Source organism: Nitratireductor soli, from assembly GCF_001050155.1.
Lineage (GTDB): Bacteria > Pseudomonadota > Alphaproteobacteria > Rhizobiales > Rhizobiaceae > Nitratireductor > Nitratireductor soli.
The window spans coordinates 51,144-68,108 of record NZ_LFVY01000019.1 but is presented as its reverse complement, the minus strand read 5'-3'; the positions used below and the strand labels follow the sequence as shown (position 1 = coordinate 68,108).

Here is a 16,965-nt window from a genome sequence, read left to right as displayed (position 1 = left end):
CAGTGGGTCCAACACGATGGCCAAGAAATCCGCACGAGGGCGGTCGACAAAGCCCAGCCTCAAGGATGTGGCAAAGCTTGCCAATGTCTCGGTGATGACGGTGTCGAACGTCATCAACCTGCGCATGGCGCGCGTCGGCGACGAGGTGGCGGCACGGGTGCGCGAGGCGATCCGCGAACTGGATTACCGGCCCCAGCGCAGCGGCCGCAGCCTGCGGCTGCAGCGGGAGTTCGCGCTGGGCCTGACGGTGTTGCATCCCGACCACCGCTTTCTGGACGACCCCTATATCACCCAGGTCGCTGCCGGGATGAGCAATTATCTCGCCACCATCGGCTACAGCCTCGTGGTGAACGGGTTGCGCAATATGGAAGCCCTCGACACGCTCATGGAGCGCAGCTTCGGCTATGACGGGTTCGCGGTCATGGTCTCGGGCGAGCGCGAGCAGCGGCTTCAGGTCTACCACACGCTCGCGCGGCTGAACCTGCCGATGGTCGTTGTCCAGGACGATCCTCCACCGGACCTTCCCGAGATATCTTCCGTCCGCCAGGACGACGGGGCAGGAGCAGGGATGCTTGTCGAGCGTCTCCTTCAAAAGGGGGCGAAACGGATCCTGTTCGCAGCCTCGCGCCAGATCTGGCCGGCAATGGAACGGCGCGCCGCCGCCGCTGCTGCGGCAGCGGGCAACCGCGCACGGATCGACTATCTGTCGTGCAGCGAAGACGATTTCGAGGCGTCCATCGGACAGATCGAATCGTGGCTGCGGGCCCATCCGAATGCCGACGCGGTGATGGGCGGAAACGACCAGCTCGGCCTCGCCGCCATGCAGGCGGCGGAGCGATGCGGCTTGTCCGTGCCCGGCGACCTGATGATCACGGGCTACAATGCGTTCCTGTTCCAGAAGTTCTCCAAGCCCACGCTGTGCAGCGTTGCCTCGCCCGCCTACGAGATCGGGCAGGAAATCAGCAAGATCCTGATCGGCCTCATCAAGGACGAGAGGGCTGGGCCGCATCATCTCATGATGCCTGTCAATGTCGTCGAGGGTGGGTCGATCGGCTGACGGAGAGGGTAGGGGTTGATCTTCGCAATCAAGCCTCCGAGCGATGGCATCCGTGGGCTGTCACCTTGTGCGCGTTGTCGTCAGCCCTTCGTCGAGAAGCCAGCTTCGCAGGACCGCGACCTCCGATCGCGCCAGGCTGGCTTCCGGCGTCATGATCACGTATGGCTGCCTGATCGGCAGTGAGATGCCGAATGCATCGACCAGGCGGCCGGCATCAAGCTCCGTTTCGACCAGGAAGTCGGGCACCAATGCAAAGCCTGCGCCGGCCAGACAGGCGTCGATGGCCAGATGAACCAGGTTGAAGGACAAGGTCGAACGGAGTTCGAGATGTCCGAAACCGGTCGCGGCAAACCACGCCTCCCACCCTTCGTCGTGCCAGCCAGGTTCGGTAAAATCCATCTTGAGGAGCGGCCTCGATAGCAAGTCTGCGGGCGTCGGCGCGGGCGGCAGGGTCGCTGTAAGCGCGGGAGTGCCGACGACGATCAGGCTGCCGTTGACGAGCGTGTCCTGGCGCACGCCCGGAATTGTGCCGCGACCATGGTAGATCGCAAGATCGGGATCGGGTTCGTTGGCGCTCCAGCGGTGCGGCAGGGCCATGATGGCGACGGAGATATCCGGGTGGGCCTCCCGAAACCTCCTGATGCGCGGCGTGAGCCATTTGGTTGCGAGCGAAAACTGGCATCGCACGGTGACCGCGCTCAACCCGCCGGGCACCCGCGCCGCCACGCTCACGGCGGTAAGCTGATCAAAGATGGCCCGCAGACGCGTTGAGAAGACGCGGCCGGTTTCGGTCAGGCACACGCCATTGGCGCGTCGTTCGAACAACGGCCCGCCGACCCACTTCTCGAGCTGCTTCATCTGGTGGCTGACGGCGCCCGGCGTCACGCCGAGTTCACCACCGGCCCGGGCGAAGCTGAGATGGCGCGCCGCGGCCTCGAATGCACGCAACGCAGGCAGCGGTGGTAGATGACGCACCATCGATAAGACTCAATCCATTTGATGCTGACCAAGAGGAATATTGGTTTGCACGCACATTCTTCCCTGTGACATCGTCTTGTCAAGGCAATGAGTGAGCAGGATTATGTCTCGGGATCAAGCAAGCAACACCGCAACCGCCTATTCGACCGGTGGCCGTTTCCTGGCCGACCTGACCCGTCGCGTGGCCATTGCGACCGAAAGCCAGAACCCGGCACGGCGTCCCGATTGCTGGCGCTATGTGCGCGAGATGAAAGAGGATTTTGCACAGCTTGGCTTCGCCGGCGAGATCCTTGACAATCCGGACGCTTCGGGTGGCCCGTTGTTGATCGCGCGCCGCCATGAAGCCGATGATCTGCCGACCTTGCTCGTCTACGGACATGGCGACGTCGTGGCCGGCATGGAGGGGGCATGGTCGAACGGCCGCGATCCCTGGCGCGTCGATGTCGAAGGCGATCGCATCTATGGCCGCGGCACGGCGGACAACAAGGGCCAGCATACCATCGTGATGCTCGCGCTGGAGGCGGTGTTGGCCACTCGCGGCGCGCTCGGCTTCAATACGGTCGCTCTGATCGAAACGTCGGAGGAAACCGGCTCTGCCGGATTGCACCGGATCTGCACCGAACATCGTGCCAAGCTCCAGGCGGATTGGTTGATCGCTTCGGACGGTCCCCGCCTTGCACGGGACCGTGTGACGCTTGACGGCGGCACGCGCGGAACCGTCGATTTCGATCTGGTCTGTGATCTGCGGGCGGGCGCTCACCATTCGGGCAATTGGGGAGGTCTGATCGCCAATCCGGCCGTCATCCTCGCCAACGCGATCGCCAGCCTGGTGTCGGCGACCGGTCGCATCAACGTTCGTGGGATTCTGCCGGCCGACATCCCGCCAGGCGTGCGCGCCGCGCTCGGCAGGATCGAACTCGAGGCCGATAATGGTGGCCCCGCGCTTGATCCCTGGTGGGGGGAGCCTGGCTTGACGCAGTCCGAGCGCGTCTTCGGTTGGACGGCGCTCGAAGTCCTGGCAATGACGGCAGGCACGCCGCAACAGCCGATCAATGCCATTCCCCCGCGCGCTTCGGCACGGCTGCAGATTCGCTACACGGTCGATAGCGATCCGGCCAGCTTCATGCCGACCATTCGCGCCTATCTCGATGGGAACGGCTTCGGCAATGTCGCCGTCGTGCCGAAATCGACCGAACTTGACTGGGGCGCAACGCGCCTCGACCCCGAGCATCCGCTGATGCGCTGGGCGGCAGCATCTGTTCGCAAAACGACCGGCATCGAGCCGACGATCCTGCCCAATGCCGGCGGCTCGCTGCCGAACGATTGTTTTGCGGACATCTTGGGCATTCCAACGGTCTGGGTGCCGCATTCCTATTCCGGCTGCTCTCAGCACGCGCCGGATGAGCATCTTCTCAAGCCGCTGGTGACGGAGGGGCTGGCTGTTATGGCCGGGCTGTTCTGGGATCTTGGGGCGGACGGCGGCCCCGACCGCTATCGGGTGTAGACAAACGACAACGAAGGGGTGGAAAACATGCGTGGAAGACTGGTGGGATTGTTCGTGGCGCTCTCGCTTGGAGCTCTGCTCGGCATGCAGGCCAAGGCTCAGGAGCAGGCCGAAGTGCGCATCGGCACGGATGGCGGCTACCTGCCGTGGAGTTCAATGACGCCCGCGGGAGAGCTGACCGGGTTCGACATCGAGCTGGCAAAGCTGGTGTGCGGGCAGATGGAGCGCAAATGCCGCTTTACGGCGCAACCCTGGGAGGGGCAGATCCCGGCGCTCGAGCAAGGCAAATACGACATACTGGTCGGCGGGATATCAATCACCGCGGAGCGGCAGAAGCGCCTTTCCTTTACCCAAAGCTATGGCAACCTCCCCATCAATTTCGCTGCCGCCAAGTCCTCGGGCCTGAGCGGAAAGAGCTCCTGGACGGAGCTCAAGAAGGCGCTGATCGGCAAGACGATCGGTGTCCAGTCCGGCACGCAAAGCCAGCGGTTCATGGAAAACGAACTGGAGGGCGAGGTCACGGTTCGGCTCTACGACAACCAGGACAGCCTCAATCTCGATCTGCTGGCTGGTCGCCTCGACGCGGCGCTTGCCGGGCGCTCTCCATGGATAGCGCTGACAGGCTCTTCGCAGGGACAAGGCATCGAGATTCTGTCGCCCAATCTCGATTTCGAGCAGTTCAACTACCTGGGTGTCGGCGTCGGCGGCCTGATGCGCAAGGATGCGGATGAACTGCGCAAGGCATGGGACGTGGCTCTGTGCGCGCTGAAGAAGGAAGGGGAGGTCAAGCGCATATCAGAGCACTGGTTCGGCTTCGACATTTCGACCAAGGCGGATCCGAAGATCTGCGGAGCCTGATTCCGGATGGCTGGGGACGCTTCCCTCCTGGAAATCCTGGCCTGGGGAGATCAGGGGTGGTCGAGGCCGCTCCTGGTCGGGCTGGGCGTTACGGTGGCTTGCGCCAGCCTGGGCTACATTCTGGGCATCGCCCTTGGGTTTGGGCTTGCACTGGCAAAACTGGGCCGCAACAGATGGATCGCCGCCGCGGCCAACGTCTACACGACGGTCGTGCGCGGCGTGCCACCGCTGCTTGTCATTTTCCTGCTGTTCTTTGGAACCAACGGCGCCCTGATGTGGATCGCGCGTGGCTTCGGCTACACAGGCTATATCGAGGTGGATGCGTTCACGGTCGGCGTCATGGCGGTCACCCTCGTCTCGGCGTCCTACAGTTCCGAGGTGTTTCGCGGCGCTTATGCCACCATTCCAGAGGGGCAGTTCGAGGCTTTTGCCGCCCTCGGTCTTCGTCCGTTTACGGGTCTTTGTCTGGTGATCATGCCGCAGATGTTTCGGCTGGCACTGCCGGGACTCGGCAATGTCTGGATCATGGCCATCAAGGAAACGACACTGCTTTCGGTGATTTCCCTTGCCGAACTCATGCGTGTGGTCGGGCTCGCCGGGCGCACGACGGGACAGCCCTTCGTCTTCTATGGCGCAGCCGCGGTCATCTACCTCGTTCTGGTGGCCGTTTCCTCGCGGGCGTTCGTCGCGGCTGAAAACCGAATGCGCTGGGGCTGATCATGGATTTCGAAACCGCACTCCACGTTCTGATCGAGCTGGCAGGCGCCATATGGGTCACGCTTGCCCTGGCGGCTGCCACATTGCCGCTCGGTTTCGTTCTGGCTGCGATCGCCACCTGGGCTCGCGCGTCGCGGCGGCGGATCTTGCGCATGATCGCCTCGGCCTATGTCCTGTCCTTCCGCTCCACGCCGCTACTGGTCCAGATATTCGTGCTCTATTACGGCCTCAGCCAGTTTGCCTGGCTGAGGGAAAGCCCCGCCTGGATCGTCCTGAAGGAACCCTTTGCCTGCGCGGTCATCGCTATGAGCCTGTGTACGGGCGCCTACACGGCCGAGGTGATGCGCGGAGGCCTGGCGGCGGTGCCGAAAGGGGCGATCGAGGCTGCCCGCGCACTCGGGCTGTCGCCGTTGAAGGTTCTGTTCCTGGTTACCGTCCCCATTGCGGCAAGGCGCGCTTTGCCCGCCTACAGCAACGAGATTGTCGTAACGCTAAAGGCAACCTCGCTCGCCAGCACGATCACCGTGATGGAGCTGACCGGTGTCGCCAAGGATCTCATGAGCCAGACCTTTGCCGTGATCCAGGTATTCTGCATGGTCGCCGCTATCTACCTGGCGATCAACACCATTTTGATCCTGGCCCTGCGCTCGTTGGAACTGTATCTCACGCCACTGCACGAACGGCCGCGATCCCGGTCCGAAATCGCATGGAAGAAAGCCCCCGCCTGATCCTGTCGCTGACGACGGCGGGCGGCCGAAGACAATGGACGCACAGCACCTCGCTCGAAAGGCCTCAATGATTGTCGCGGGGCACGGGGGGCATGGTTCCGTCAGCGCCGCCCTGGGCGAGCCGCCGGTAGTTGACGGCCGGCTCAAGCACCATGCCGGCTTCGAGCTGCCCGACGATGCCGCGCTGGATCTCCTGCCAGGGGGTCTGGTGCGCCGGATAGGGATAGCCGCCGGCAGCTTCCAGATCCTTGCGTCGATTTTCCAGTTCGGCATCGGCGACCAGCATGTCGGCAGTGCACTTCACGAGGTCGATCCGGACGCGGTCGTTCATCTTCAGCAGCGCCAGGCCGCCGCCCGCCGCGGCTTCCGGCGAAGCGTTGAGGATTGACGGCGAGCCGGAGGTGCCGGACTGACGGCCGTCGCCGACGCAGGGCAGGGAATGAATGCCACGCTTGAGCAGATAGTCCGGCGCCCGCATGTTGACGACCTCGGCTGCCCCCGGATAACCGATCGGCCCGGCGCCGCGCATGAACAATATGCAATGCTCGTCGATGGCCAGCGCCGGATCGTCGATCCGCGCGTGATAGTCCTCCGGCCCGTCGAAGACGATGGCGCGCCCCTCGAAGGCCATCGGGTCGTCCGGGTTCGACAAATACCGGCCGCGGAACTCGTCGGAGACGACCGAGAGCTTCATGATGGCCGAGTGGAACAGATTGCCGGACAGGACCCGGAAGCCGGCATCCTTTTGCAACGGCCGGTCGAAGGGACGGATCACCCTTTCGTCCTCGATCGTCGCGCCGCGGCAGTTCTCGCCGATGCTGCGGCCGTTGACCGTCAGCGCGTCCTCGTTGATCAAGCCAGCCGACATGAGCTGGCTGATGACGGCCGGAGCGCCGCCGGCGTGATAAAAGTCCTCGCCCAGATACTCGCCGGCCGGCTGCAGGTTGACGAGGAGCGGAACGGTCTCGCCATAGGTCTGCCAGTCCTGGATGGTGAGTTCGACGCCCAGATGCCGGGCGATGCCGTTGAGGTGGATCGGCGCGTTCGTCGAACCGCCGATGGCCGAGTTGACGCGGATCGCGTTGATGAAGGCCGCGCGGGTCATCACGTCGGTCGGCTTCAGGTCTTCGCGGACCATGTCGACGATCCGCAATCCCGTGCGATAGGCCATCTCCTGCCGGTCGCGATAGGTCGCGGGAATGGCCGCCGACCCGGGCAATTGCATGCCCAGCGCTTCGGCGAGCGTGTTCATCGTCGTCGCCGTGCCCATCGTGTTGCAGAAGCCGGTCGAGGGGGCGGACGAGGCGACGAGCTTGACGAAGCCCTCATAGTCGATCTCACCGGTGGCCATCATCTCGCGCGCTTTCCAGACGATCGTTCCGGAGCCGATGCGTTCACCGCGGAACCAGCCGTTCAGCATTGGGCCGACCGAGAATGCGATGGCCGGGATGTTGACCGTCGCCGCCGCCATGAGCAGGGCAGGCGCGGTCTTGTCGCAGCCGATGGTCAGCACCACGCCGTCGAGCGGGTAGCCGTACAGAACCTCGACCAGACTGAGATAGGCGAGGTTGCGGTCGAGCGAGGCCGTGGGCCGCTTGCCGGTTTCCTGGATCGGGTGGACGGGGAATTCGATAGGGATGCCACCCGCTTCGCGAATGCCGTCGCGCACGCGTTTGGCAAGCTCCAGATGGTGCCGGTTGCACGGTGACAGGTCGGAGCCGGTCTGGGCGATGCCGATGATCGGCCGGCCAGATTGCAGTTCACGCTGCGACAGGCCGAAATTCAGATAGCGCTCGAGATAGAGCGCCGTCATGTCGGGGTTGTCCGGATTGTCGAACCAGGCGCGCGAGCGCAATGGGGGTTTCGTCGTATTGTCGCTCATGAGGGCTCCGGCGTCTCGATCCCAGCCGCAGGGGCTGCCGCGTGATCAGCCTATATGGAAAGGTGAAATCTGGAAATGCCGCCGGGCAGTGCGGCCTGTCACACTGCCCGGCAGGCGCATTCCGGCAAGGCGGTCAGATCACGCCGTCGGCCTTGATCTGGCGGACCGCGTCTTCGACCACATTCAGCGTTTGGCCGATCACGGCATCGTCATGCTCGCTCGACATGAACCAGGCGCCGCGCTCGAGCGCGCGCACGCCACGCCGCAACAGCGCCGTGGTGAAGGCGACATAGGCCTGCTTGTCCATGCGCGCCAGATCCCGATAGTTGCTGGCCGGCTCTTCGAGACCGAAGGCAACGTGAAAGACCTGCGGGAAGCCTTCCACCACCGCCTTGACGCCGGTGCGGGCAAAGATCTCGCGCATGCCCATCATCAGGCGCGTCCCGGTCACGTCGATCGCCGCATAGAGCGACGGCTGCAGCGCCTTGAGTGTGGCCACCGTGGCGGCCATGGCGATGGGCTGCGAATTGTAGGTGCCCCCATGCACGACGCCGCCGGTCGAGAACAGGTCGAGCAGATCGGCACGCCCGGCGATCGCCGCCACCGGGAAGCCGTTGGCGATGGCCTTGCCGAAGGTCGAGATGTCCGGTGAAACGCCGAAGCGTTCCTGGGCCCCTCCCGGCGCCAGGCGAAAGCCGGTGATGACTTCGTCGAAGATCAGGATCGTGCCGTGGCGGGTACAGGCTTCGCGCACGCCTTCGAGGTAGCCGGCGGCCGGATGCACCGCACCGGCATTGCACATGGCCGCTTCCATGATGACCGCGGCGATGTCGCCCTTCGCCAGACGTGCGGCCAGCAGATCCAGGTCGTTCCACGGCAGGACGACCAGCGTGTCGGACGTATCGGCAAGTTGCCCTTTGCTGCCGGCAATGGCGTTCGGTGCTTCATAGGGACCGGCCGCGTCGAGCGCCGGGGCTGTCGACCAGAGGACGTTGTCGAACCAGCCGTGATAGTGCCCTTCGAACTTGATCACCTTCTGCCGGCCGGTGGCGGCACGCGCGACGCGCAGCGCCGCCTGGTCGACCTCCGATCCCGAACTGCCGAAGCGCATGCGCTCGGCCGAGGGCACCATCTCGCACACCAGGCGCGCGGCCTCCGCCTCTACCGCCGTCTGGCCCGCAAAGAGAATGCCGCTGTCGATCTGGGCTTTCACCGCCGCGGTCAGCCCGGCCGGATTGTGCCCGAGGATCATCGGCCCCATGCCGAGATAATAGTCGATCAGCCTGTTGCCATCGACATCGTAGAGATAAGGGCCTTCGCCGCGCTCGAAGACGAGGGGCGTCGGCGATATGTTCAATCGGAAATTGCTGTTGACGCCCCCCGACATCCATTGCGAATTGTGCTTTATTGTCGCTGCCGATTTTTCAAAGGACAGCAGATTCTTGGAGTCCATTTTCGGATTTCCAATCGTTGACGAAATAGACAAGGCGATGCTCCTGATCGTACTCACGGTAACTGGCACCAGCCCCGCTCTGTTGTAAATTGGACTTCGTTCCGTGTGACGGAATACTGGCTGGTGTCATGCATTTCCGCTCAAGCGCGGTCCTCGTTCACCACGGCGATGCAATCGATCTCGTAGCGCAGCCCGCCCAGGCAGCGCGACAGCGTGGTGCGGGCCGGATAGGGCGGTTTGAAGTATTCAAGATAAAGGCGGTTGAACTCCGCCAGATCACCGTCGTCGCGGACGTAGTTGCGCGTCTGGACGACATGGGCGAGATCACTGCCGGCTGCTTCCAACACCTTGCGCAGGTTCTCGATCGAGCGGCGCAGTTCGCCCTCGAAGCTGTCTGAGACGATCTTGCCCGTCGCGTCGACGGATGCCTGTCCGGAAACGAAGATCAGGTTGCCGACGCGGGTGGCGGGGCTGAACGGCAGATGGGAGCGCGGCGTCTGAGGGTTGCTCGGATACTCGATGGTCATTTCATGTCCTCTGATGGCTGATGGGAAAGACTGGCTGGCGCAGCCGGCGATACGGCAAGGTGGTCAGTGCGCTGGTGCAGGGGCCGGGTGTCCTGACCGTGTAGCTGCCGGCGGCGATGGGGTCGTAGGCGCGCTGATGCGCAACCGCTGCCTTGACGCCGATGGCGAACAGTTTTTCCGGCACGATGCCCTGGGAGCGAAGCTGCCCGAGATCGTTCGGAGATGTTTTCAGACTGGTCAGCAGCACCGTGACGCCTTCTATGCGGACCACCGCAGAAGCCCCCATGCGGATGTGGACGCCCCTGGAGGCAACCATGTGGCTGTTGCGGTCCTCGAGCGTGAAGGCGCCATCGCTGCGGCTGATGAACGCGACGTCGGCGTCGAGCGGGCCGGCGCCGAGGGGACTGCCCTTGCCGCCGATGCTGAGGCGTCGCCGGTCGCCCGGTTTTGCGTCCGCCAGCGCGGCCACGGCGGCGGCGTCGGCGATGATCACGGCGGCGTTGGTGAAGCCGTGCCTGAGGAAACCGCGCAGCACCGCCGTATCGTCGCCGGGCGCACCGCCGCCGATATTGTCGGCCGGCTCGACGATGACGAACGGCCCGCCGCTTTTGCCGCTGATTTCCGACAGGGCGGCATCGAGGTCCCATTCCTCGGGCTGGCCGAGGGCGCGAAGCTCCACGGCCAACTGCTCCAGCGCATCGAGGGCGAGGGCCGCGTCCTGCTCGGGACCGGTGGTGATGACGCTGAACGCGACACCGGCGTGAGGAACATCGGAAAAGGCGTAGCCGGCGACGACACTGGCTTCCCAGATGTCGGGGTTCTGTGCTTCCAGCCGGCGTGCTTCCTGTTCAAGATCGCGCATGGGCCGATCCGCTGTGCCGGTGCCGGGCGGCGCCCATATGACGGGTGCGTTCCGCGCCAGCACCCTCGGCAGCACGCCCTCGCGCAGGGACCGGGCCAGCATGCGCGCAGAACGCATCGCCGAATCCCGGGAATCGATGTGCGGGTTCTCGCGGTAGCCGACGAGACCGTTGGCGTGTGCCGCCATCTTGGCGGTCATGGTGGCGTGCAGGTCGAAGACGGCGAACAACGGCAGCGCTTCGGCACCGGGCACGGCGCGTATCAGGGCCAGCAGATCGCCTTCCGGATCGACGGATTGCGTGGTGACCATGGCGCCGTGAAGGGAAAGCCAGATCCCGTCGAGGCCGCCATCGGCGAGCGCCTTCTTCAGGCCCGCCTCCATCTCGCCGCAGAACTGATCGAACACGGCGTGGTCGACCGTGCCGGAGGCAACCGCGGCGTAGTCGGCGATCGGGACCACATCCCAATCCTCGGCTTCGGCCACTTCGAGGAAGCCGGAGATGGTGGAGCCGTCTCCTCTTCTCCGCAGTATGTCGTCGCCCCGCATGATGGAAAAATCGTCGAACGTGGTGGTGTGCTCGACGAAGGTGTGGGTCTCGTGGAAGATCGCCGCGAGCAGTATGCGCTTCTTTCTCATTTCTCCTCACCGCTATGGTTGGCTGGAACGGGTTCGGCCGCCCTCGGCTGGCCGATGAACAGAACTGGACGGGCGAAAGCCCCTGCGCCGTCTGGGATGCCCCGCGGATGCTTTTCGGCATCCGGGTTCGCAATCCGTTTCAGGTCGCCAGGCGGGGCCATTCTCGAAGAGGCAGTGATGGCGCTTTTCTCGATCATTCCAGTCAATCGTTCTATATAATAAGACGATTCCAAATGGTTGGACGGAGCATTGAAACTATGAGAACTCGCAAATTGCAAGGCAATAGCGCGGAGGTTATGCATTCCGACGCGATATTCGGTTGACAAAAATTCCGATCTGGTCGCAGAATGAACAACTGCAGAAGTAATGCATTCCATAATGTAGTATGGTCTGCGGAATTGGAAAGCGGCAAGGAGGGGATTGATTGCGCGTTTTCGTCGCTTCTCTGGCAACCGAGACAAATACGTTCTCGCCGCTTTTCGTCGACAGAACAGCGTTCGAGGCGGCCTTCTATTGTCCGCCGGGAACCCATCCGCAGACGCCGACACTGTGCTCGGCGCCCGTTGTCGCGGCGCGGCGGCGCGCCCGCGCCGACGGCTTCACGCTGATCGAGGGGACGGCGACCTGGGCCGAGCCGGCCGGCCTCGTGTCGCGTCAGGCCTATGAGAGCCTGCGCGACGAGATCCTCGACCAACTGCAACAGGCGCTGCCGCTCGACATCGCCTTGTTCGGGCTGCACGGCGCGATGGTGGCGCGCGGCTATGACGATTGCGAGGGCGACCTGCTCGCCCGCGCCCGCGCCATCGTCGGGCCGGGCTGCGTGATCGGCGCCGAGCTCGACATGCATTGTCACCTGACCGACAAGCGGGTTGAGGCAGCCGATGTGCTGGTCGCCTTCAAGGAGTTTCCGCATACCGATTTCCTGCAGCGGGCAGATGACCTGGTGGAGCTTTGCCTGCGCACCGCGCACGGGGAGGTGACGCCGGTATCCGAGGTTTTCGACTGTCGCGCCATGTCGGGCTTCATGACGAGCCGCCAGCCAGGCCGTGCCTTCGTCGATCGCATGCTTGCCATGGAGGGGCGGGACGGCATTCTCAGCATCTCTGTCGCACACGGTTTCCAGGCTGCCGATGTCTACGATGTCGGCACCAAGGTGCTGGTGGTGGTCGACGGGGAGGCGAACCGGCAGAAGGCCAGGACGCTGGCCGAGGCGCTCGGGCGGGAGATCCTCGGATGGGGCGGTTCCGGAGCCGGGCCGCGCCATTACAAGCCGGAGGAGGCCATTGCCCTCGCTCTGGCCGAGGAAGGCCAGCCGATCGTCTTCGCCGATCGTTGGGACAGTCCCGGCGGCGGCGTTGCGGGCGATTCAACGGTGATGGTCGAGGCACTGTTGCGCCATCCGGAAATCCCGGCGGCGATCGGCGCGTTCTGGGACCCGATCGCCGTCTCGCTTTGCCGCGGCGCCGGTGCCGGCGCCGAGATACCGCTGCGTTTCTGCGGCAAGGCCGCAGCGACTTCCGGCGCGCCGATCGATGCCGTGGTGACGGTCCGCGCGACGACCGACGATCTGCTTATCCCGTTCGAGCAGAGTTGGGTTTCACTCGGCCCGGCCGCATCCATCGCGATCGGCAATCTCGACATCGTGCTTGCGACAGGCCGCGCCCAGACCTTCAGCCCGCCGGCCTTCACCGATTTGGGCATCGATCTGTCGTGCAAGAAGATCGTCGTGGTGAAATCCTCGAACCATTTCTATGCCGCGTTCTCGAAGATCGCCGCGCAAATCCACTATCTCGACACGGGTGGGCCTTACCCCGCCGACGTGACCAAGGTCACCTACCGGAAGGTCCGTCGCCCGATATCGCCGCTGGACGCAAACCCATGGCTATGATCCCGCGCCTCGACATCGCCGCGCTTGAAGAACAGCCGCTCGATCCGCTGACCAAGGGCCTGCCCTTTGGTTCGCCGCCCATGCGGGTTGGTGATGTCGGCGGGCGGGGTTGGAGCCTCCTGGACGGAGACATTCCGCTGCCGGCGGCAATCGTCCGCCAGGAGATTCTGCAAGCCAACAGCGCATGGATGCGCGATTTCACGACGGCCAACGGCCTTGCGCTCGCGCCGCACGGCAAGACCACCATGTCGCCGCAGCTGTTCGACTTGCAGATAGCGGACGGGGCCTGGGCAATCACCGTGGCGACCATCCAGCAGATGGAGGTCTGCCGTAGCTTTGGCGTGAAGCGTGTTCTTCTGGCCAACCAACCGGTCGGACGTCCTGCTGTCGACGCCTGCTTCCGGGCCCTTCGCGATGAGACATTCGAGCTTTACTGCCTGGCCGACGGCGTGGCGGGATTGGCTCTGCTCGCCGATGCCGCGCGTCGCAATCCGCCACCCGCCGGCAATCCGCTGCGCATCCTGGTCGAGGCCGGCTTCCCCGGTGGCCGCACCGGCGCGCGGACGCGCCAGGAGGCGCTGGCGCTGGCGCGCAGCATCGCCGCGATGCCCGGTTTGCAACTGGCGGGCTTCGAATGTTTCGAGGGCGTCTTGCCGACGCCCCAGGCGGCAGATGGATTGATCGACGACGTTGCCGAGCTTGCGCGCCGCGCCCTCGACGAGGGCATGATCGCGGCGGAGGCGCCGGTGATCATCAGTGCCGGCGGCTCAGCCTTCTTCGACCGGGTGGGCGAGCGCTTCGGGCGGGTGTCGTTTTCCCGGCCGATCCTGCGCGTTCTGCGCTCGGGGTGCTACCTGACCCACGATACGATGAGCTATGCCAGGGCTTTCCGCCGCATCCTGGCCGAGACGACGCTCGTGCTGCCGGCCGGCGGACTGGAGCCGGCGCTGGAGGTGTGGGCGTTCGTGCAGTCGCGGCCCGAAGCGACCCGCGCCATGCTGACCATGGGCAAGCGGGATGTGGGGTTCGATGCCGGGCTTCCGCAGCCGCAGCGCTGGTATCGCCCGGGATCGGGCATGGACGCCCCGCAACCCATCCCCGACGGGCATGAAACCGTGGCGCTCAACGATCAGCATTGCCATCTCGCAACGCCGCAGGACAGTCCGCTGGCGTTTGGCGACATGGTGGGCTTCGGCATCGGCCATCCCTGCACGACCTTCGACAAATGGTCGATGCTGCTGGTGGTCGATGAGGGATATCGGGTGACGAAAGCGCTGAAGACGTATTTCTGATCGCTCTCGCACCAGGGGAAAGGTTTGTGAAGGGCGCCGGCAGCAATGCCTGCGCGAGGCAGAACACGAAAGGGCGAGGCGATGAGCGGGATCGGCGATGACTATGTCGTTCAACCGGTGATGAGGGCCCTTCAGGTCCTCGAATACGTGACGCGGCAGGGCCGGGACGTGACGCTCACCGAGACGGTGCACAATGTGAAGCTGCCCAAGACCACCGTCTTCCGCTATCTGCAAAGCCTTTCGGCCGCTTCTTTCCTGGAATACGATCTGCGCCACGACCGTTATCGCACGGGACCGCGCTTTCGCGACTTGGCGCGGGTCGACCGCGATCTGCAGGATCTGCGTGATCACGCCCGGCCCGAAATGCACCGGCTGGCGGAGACCTTCTGCGAGACGGTCAACCTTGCCGTGCGCTCGCAGGGCGAGATCGTCTACATCGACATCATCGGCACGGGTCGGCCGGTGCGTATGCAGGCGCGGGTCGGCCATCGGCATCCCGTGCATTCCACCTCGCTCGGAAAGGCAATGGCCGCCTATCTGCCCGAGGACGCAATGGGGCCGATATGCCGCGCCCCACTGCCGGCAATGACCATCAACACACTGACCGACGAGCGCAGTCTGCGTCGCCAGGCAAGCAACGTGCGCCGCTGCGGCTACGCGGTCGAGATCGGCGAGAACGAAGACGGTCTCATGTGCATCGGCGTGCCTATTCTCGACGGTTCGGGCTATCCGGTCGCCGCCATGAGCCTTTCGGCGCCCGAAAAGCGCCTGCGATGCCGGGATATGACGGCGCAGGCGGCGCAGGCGTTGAAGGACGCGGCATTGCGCATCTCCGCTTGCATGGGAACCATGCCTTCGCCCGTTACGGCAGCGCCGATGCAAATCGGGATGCAGGCGTGAAGCGAGGCGCGTTGTTCCTTCAGGCGGAACCCGGCGTCGTTGACACCTGGGTTTATCCTAAATAATTTTGTGAAGTATCGAAAGAACTATGAATAATTATTGAATATATAATTCTGGAATTCTGCTTCCGGTTAATAATAACAAGGGAAGATAGCCGTGCGAATCGCAGTAATACATGTCGCCCAGGAGACGAACGACTTCAATCCGAAGCTGACAACTCTGGACGATTACCGGTCTTTCGGGATCCTCGATGGCGCCGACGTCTTCGAGAAGATGCGTGGCTATGGGCAGATAGGGGGCTATCTGCACGCTGTCGAGGAGAGCGGCATTGCGGTGGAATCCGTCCCGATCATCCGTGGATATGCGGTGGCGGGCGGGCGCATCAGCCGCGAGGCCTTTGATTTTTTCCAGAAGAAGATCCGCGACGGCCTCACCGCTGCCGGTCCGATCGACGGTCTCGCGCTGCAGCTTCACGGCGCGTGCGCGGCCGATGGCATCGACGACGTCGAGGGCGCGCAGGTGGAGCTGTGCCGGTCGCTGCTCGGCGCGGATGTGCCGATCGTGCTCGGCCTCGATCATCATGCGAACATCACGCGCAAGATCATCGACAACTGCGATGCGATCGTCGGGCACCGCACGCAGCCGCACGACACCTTCGACACCGGGGTGGTCGGCACGCGGCTGTTGTTGCGCATCCTGACCGAGAAGCTCAAGCCGGTCATCGCTTGGCGCAAGATTCCGCTCGTCTCCCATCAGGAGCAGTTTCTCACCTCGCAGGGGCCGATGAAGATCTGGTTCGACCGGGCACGTGAGATGGAGCAGGATCCGCGTGTTCTCCAGGTGTCCAACTATCCGATGCAGCCGTGGCTGGACGTGGCCGAGGGCGGCTGGTCGGCGGTTGTCGTCACCAACGGTGACCGGGCGTTGGCGGAGGAACTGGCCGACGAGCTTGCCGATCTGTGCTGGTCGCTGCGTGACGAATTCCAGGTGCGGGAGGCCGTCCCGGTGGACGAGGCGGTGCTCCGCGCCGACGCGGCAGACAAAGGCGTCGTCATCATCAGCGATACCGGCGACACCGTGTTCGGCGGGGCCGGCGGCGATAGCAATGTGATCCTCGAAGCCATGCTGCGGCTGGGCATCAGGGGCAAGGCGCTGATGCCGATGATATCCGCTTCGACGGCGCACAAGCTGGCCGCCGCGGGCGAGGGGGCGGAGGTCACCCTGACGCTGGGCGGTGATACGGCCACCGCATTCTTCCAGCCGCTCGAAGTCACCGGCGTCGTGCGCAGGATCGGCGGCGGAATCGTCAAGATCGACTACAACCAGCAGAGCGAGTTGGACCTTGGTTGCGCCGTCGTTTTCGAGGTCGGGCCGGTGACGATGCTGATCACCGAGTTCCGGGGCGTGGCGGGCAATGTGCCGAGCGTCTACCGGGTGATGGGCATCGAGCCCGCCGAGTACAAGATGGCGGTGCTGAAGACCGCGTCGAACTTCCAGTACTTCGCGCCCATCGCTTCGCAGCTCATTCGCGCCGACACGCGCGGTCCCGGCCAATCCGATGTCCTGACACTGCCGTGGCAGCGCGTTCCCCGGCCCATGTATCCGCTCGAGAGCTTCGAGGACTGGCGGGCGCATTCGTCCCAGCCGGGACTGGTGCCGGCACGCGGTTAGGGACGGCAAGGT

The 16,965-nt window shown here is 64.3% G+C and carries 14 protein-coding genes; 9 read left to right on the top strand and 5 right to left on the bottom strand.

Annotated elements, in window-relative coordinates; all coding sequences use genetic code 11:
- The first annotated feature begins 16 nt into the window (after positions 1-16).
- Complete coding sequence (locus AB843_RS21095) at positions 17-1,057, top strand: LacI family DNA-binding transcriptional regulator (RefSeq protein WP_048648875.1); 1,041 nt, start codon at positions 17-19, stop codon at positions 1,055-1,057.
- Positions 1,058-1,117: 60 nt separating this feature from the next.
- Here AB843_RS21095 and AB843_RS21090 read toward each other — a convergent pair whose 3' ends face one another.
- Complete coding sequence (locus AB843_RS21090) at positions 1,118-2,035, bottom strand: LysR substrate-binding domain-containing protein (RefSeq protein WP_082143932.1); 918 nt, start codon at positions 2,033-2,035, stop codon at positions 1,118-1,120.
- A 103-nt stretch (positions 2,036-2,138) separates the two neighbouring features.
- On the opposite strand from AB843_RS21090, the gene AB843_RS21085 reads away from it, so the two are divergent.
- The 4 genes from AB843_RS21085 to AB843_RS21070 are packed head-to-tail and all read left to right on the top strand — an operon-like array spanning position 2,139 to position 5,842.
- Positions 2,139-3,539, top strand: a complete 1,401-nt coding sequence (locus AB843_RS21085) for a M20 family metallopeptidase (RefSeq protein WP_048648873.1) — start codon at positions 2,139-2,141, stop codon at positions 3,537-3,539.
- 27 nt (positions 3,540-3,566) lie between these two features.
- Positions 3,567-4,397: a transporter substrate-binding domain-containing protein gene (locus AB843_RS21080; protein WP_157384566.1), complete on the top strand. Its 831-nt coding sequence runs from the start codon at positions 3,567-3,569 to the stop codon at positions 4,395-4,397.
- 6 nt (positions 4,398-4,403) lie between these two features.
- Complete coding sequence (locus AB843_RS21075; protein ID WP_048648871.1) at positions 4,404-5,114, top strand: ABC transporter permease; 711 nt, start codon at positions 4,404-4,406, stop codon at positions 5,112-5,114.
- A 2-nt stretch (positions 5,115-5,116) separates the two neighbouring features.
- Entirely contained in the window at positions 5,117-5,842 is a 726-nt protein-coding gene (locus tag AB843_RS21070; RefSeq protein WP_048648870.1) for an ABC transporter permease, read from the top strand.
- A gap of 64 nt (positions 5,843-5,906) precedes the next feature.
- Here the strand turns inward: AB843_RS21070 and AB843_RS21065 are convergent, their stop codons facing one another.
- The 4 genes from AB843_RS21065 to AB843_RS21050 all read right to left on the bottom strand — a co-directional run bounded on the left by AB843_RS21065 (position 5,907) and on the right by AB843_RS21050 (position 11,202).
- Entirely contained in the window at positions 5,907-7,724 is a 1,818-nt protein-coding gene (locus tag AB843_RS21065; RefSeq protein ID WP_048648869.1) for an IlvD/Edd family dehydratase, read from the bottom strand.
- Positions 7,725-7,857: 133 nt separating this feature from the next.
- Positions 7,858-9,177, bottom strand: coding sequence for an aspartate aminotransferase family protein (locus AB843_RS21060; RefSeq protein WP_048648868.1), 1,320 nt, complete (start codon positions 9,175-9,177; stop codon positions 7,858-7,860).
- Positions 9,178-9,317: 140 nt separating this feature from the next.
- Positions 9,318-9,704, bottom strand: coding sequence for a RidA family protein (locus AB843_RS21055; RefSeq protein WP_048648867.1), 387 nt, complete (start codon positions 9,702-9,704; stop codon positions 9,318-9,320).
- A gap of 1 nt (position 9,705) precedes the next feature.
- On the bottom strand, positions 9,706-11,202 hold the full coding sequence (locus AB843_RS21050; protein ID WP_048648866.1) for a M81 family metallopeptidase: 1,497 nt from the start codon (positions 11,200-11,202) through the stop codon (positions 9,706-9,708).
- Positions 11,203-11,626: 424 nt separating this feature from the next.
- Here AB843_RS21050 and AB843_RS21040 point away from each other — a divergent pair, with 424 nt between their 5' ends.
- The 4 genes from AB843_RS21040 to AB843_RS21025 all read left to right on the top strand — a co-directional run bounded on the left by AB843_RS21040 (position 11,627) and on the right by AB843_RS21025 (position 16,953).
- Positions 11,627-13,090, top strand: coding sequence for a M81 family metallopeptidase (locus AB843_RS21040; protein ID WP_048648864.1), 1,464 nt, complete (start codon positions 11,627-11,629; stop codon positions 13,088-13,090).
- Positions 13,081-14,382: an alanine racemase gene (locus AB843_RS21035; RefSeq protein ID WP_048648863.1), complete on the top strand. Its 1,302-nt coding sequence runs from the start codon at positions 13,081-13,083 to the stop codon at positions 14,380-14,382. The genes AB843_RS21040 and AB843_RS21035 overlap by 10 nt, the downstream gene beginning before the upstream one ends.
- Positions 14,383-14,463: 81 nt before the next feature.
- Positions 14,464-15,282 (top strand): IclR family transcriptional regulator, encoded by an 819-nt coding sequence (locus tag AB843_RS21030; RefSeq protein ID WP_048648862.1) that lies wholly within the window; start codon positions 14,464-14,466, stop codon positions 15,280-15,282.
- A 156-nt stretch (positions 15,283-15,438) separates the two neighbouring features.
- On the top strand, positions 15,439-16,953 hold the full coding sequence (locus AB843_RS21025; RefSeq protein ID WP_048648861.1) for a M81 family metallopeptidase: 1,515 nt from the start codon (positions 15,439-15,441) through the stop codon (positions 16,951-16,953).
- The last annotated feature ends 12 nt before the right edge of the window (positions 16,954-16,965 follow it).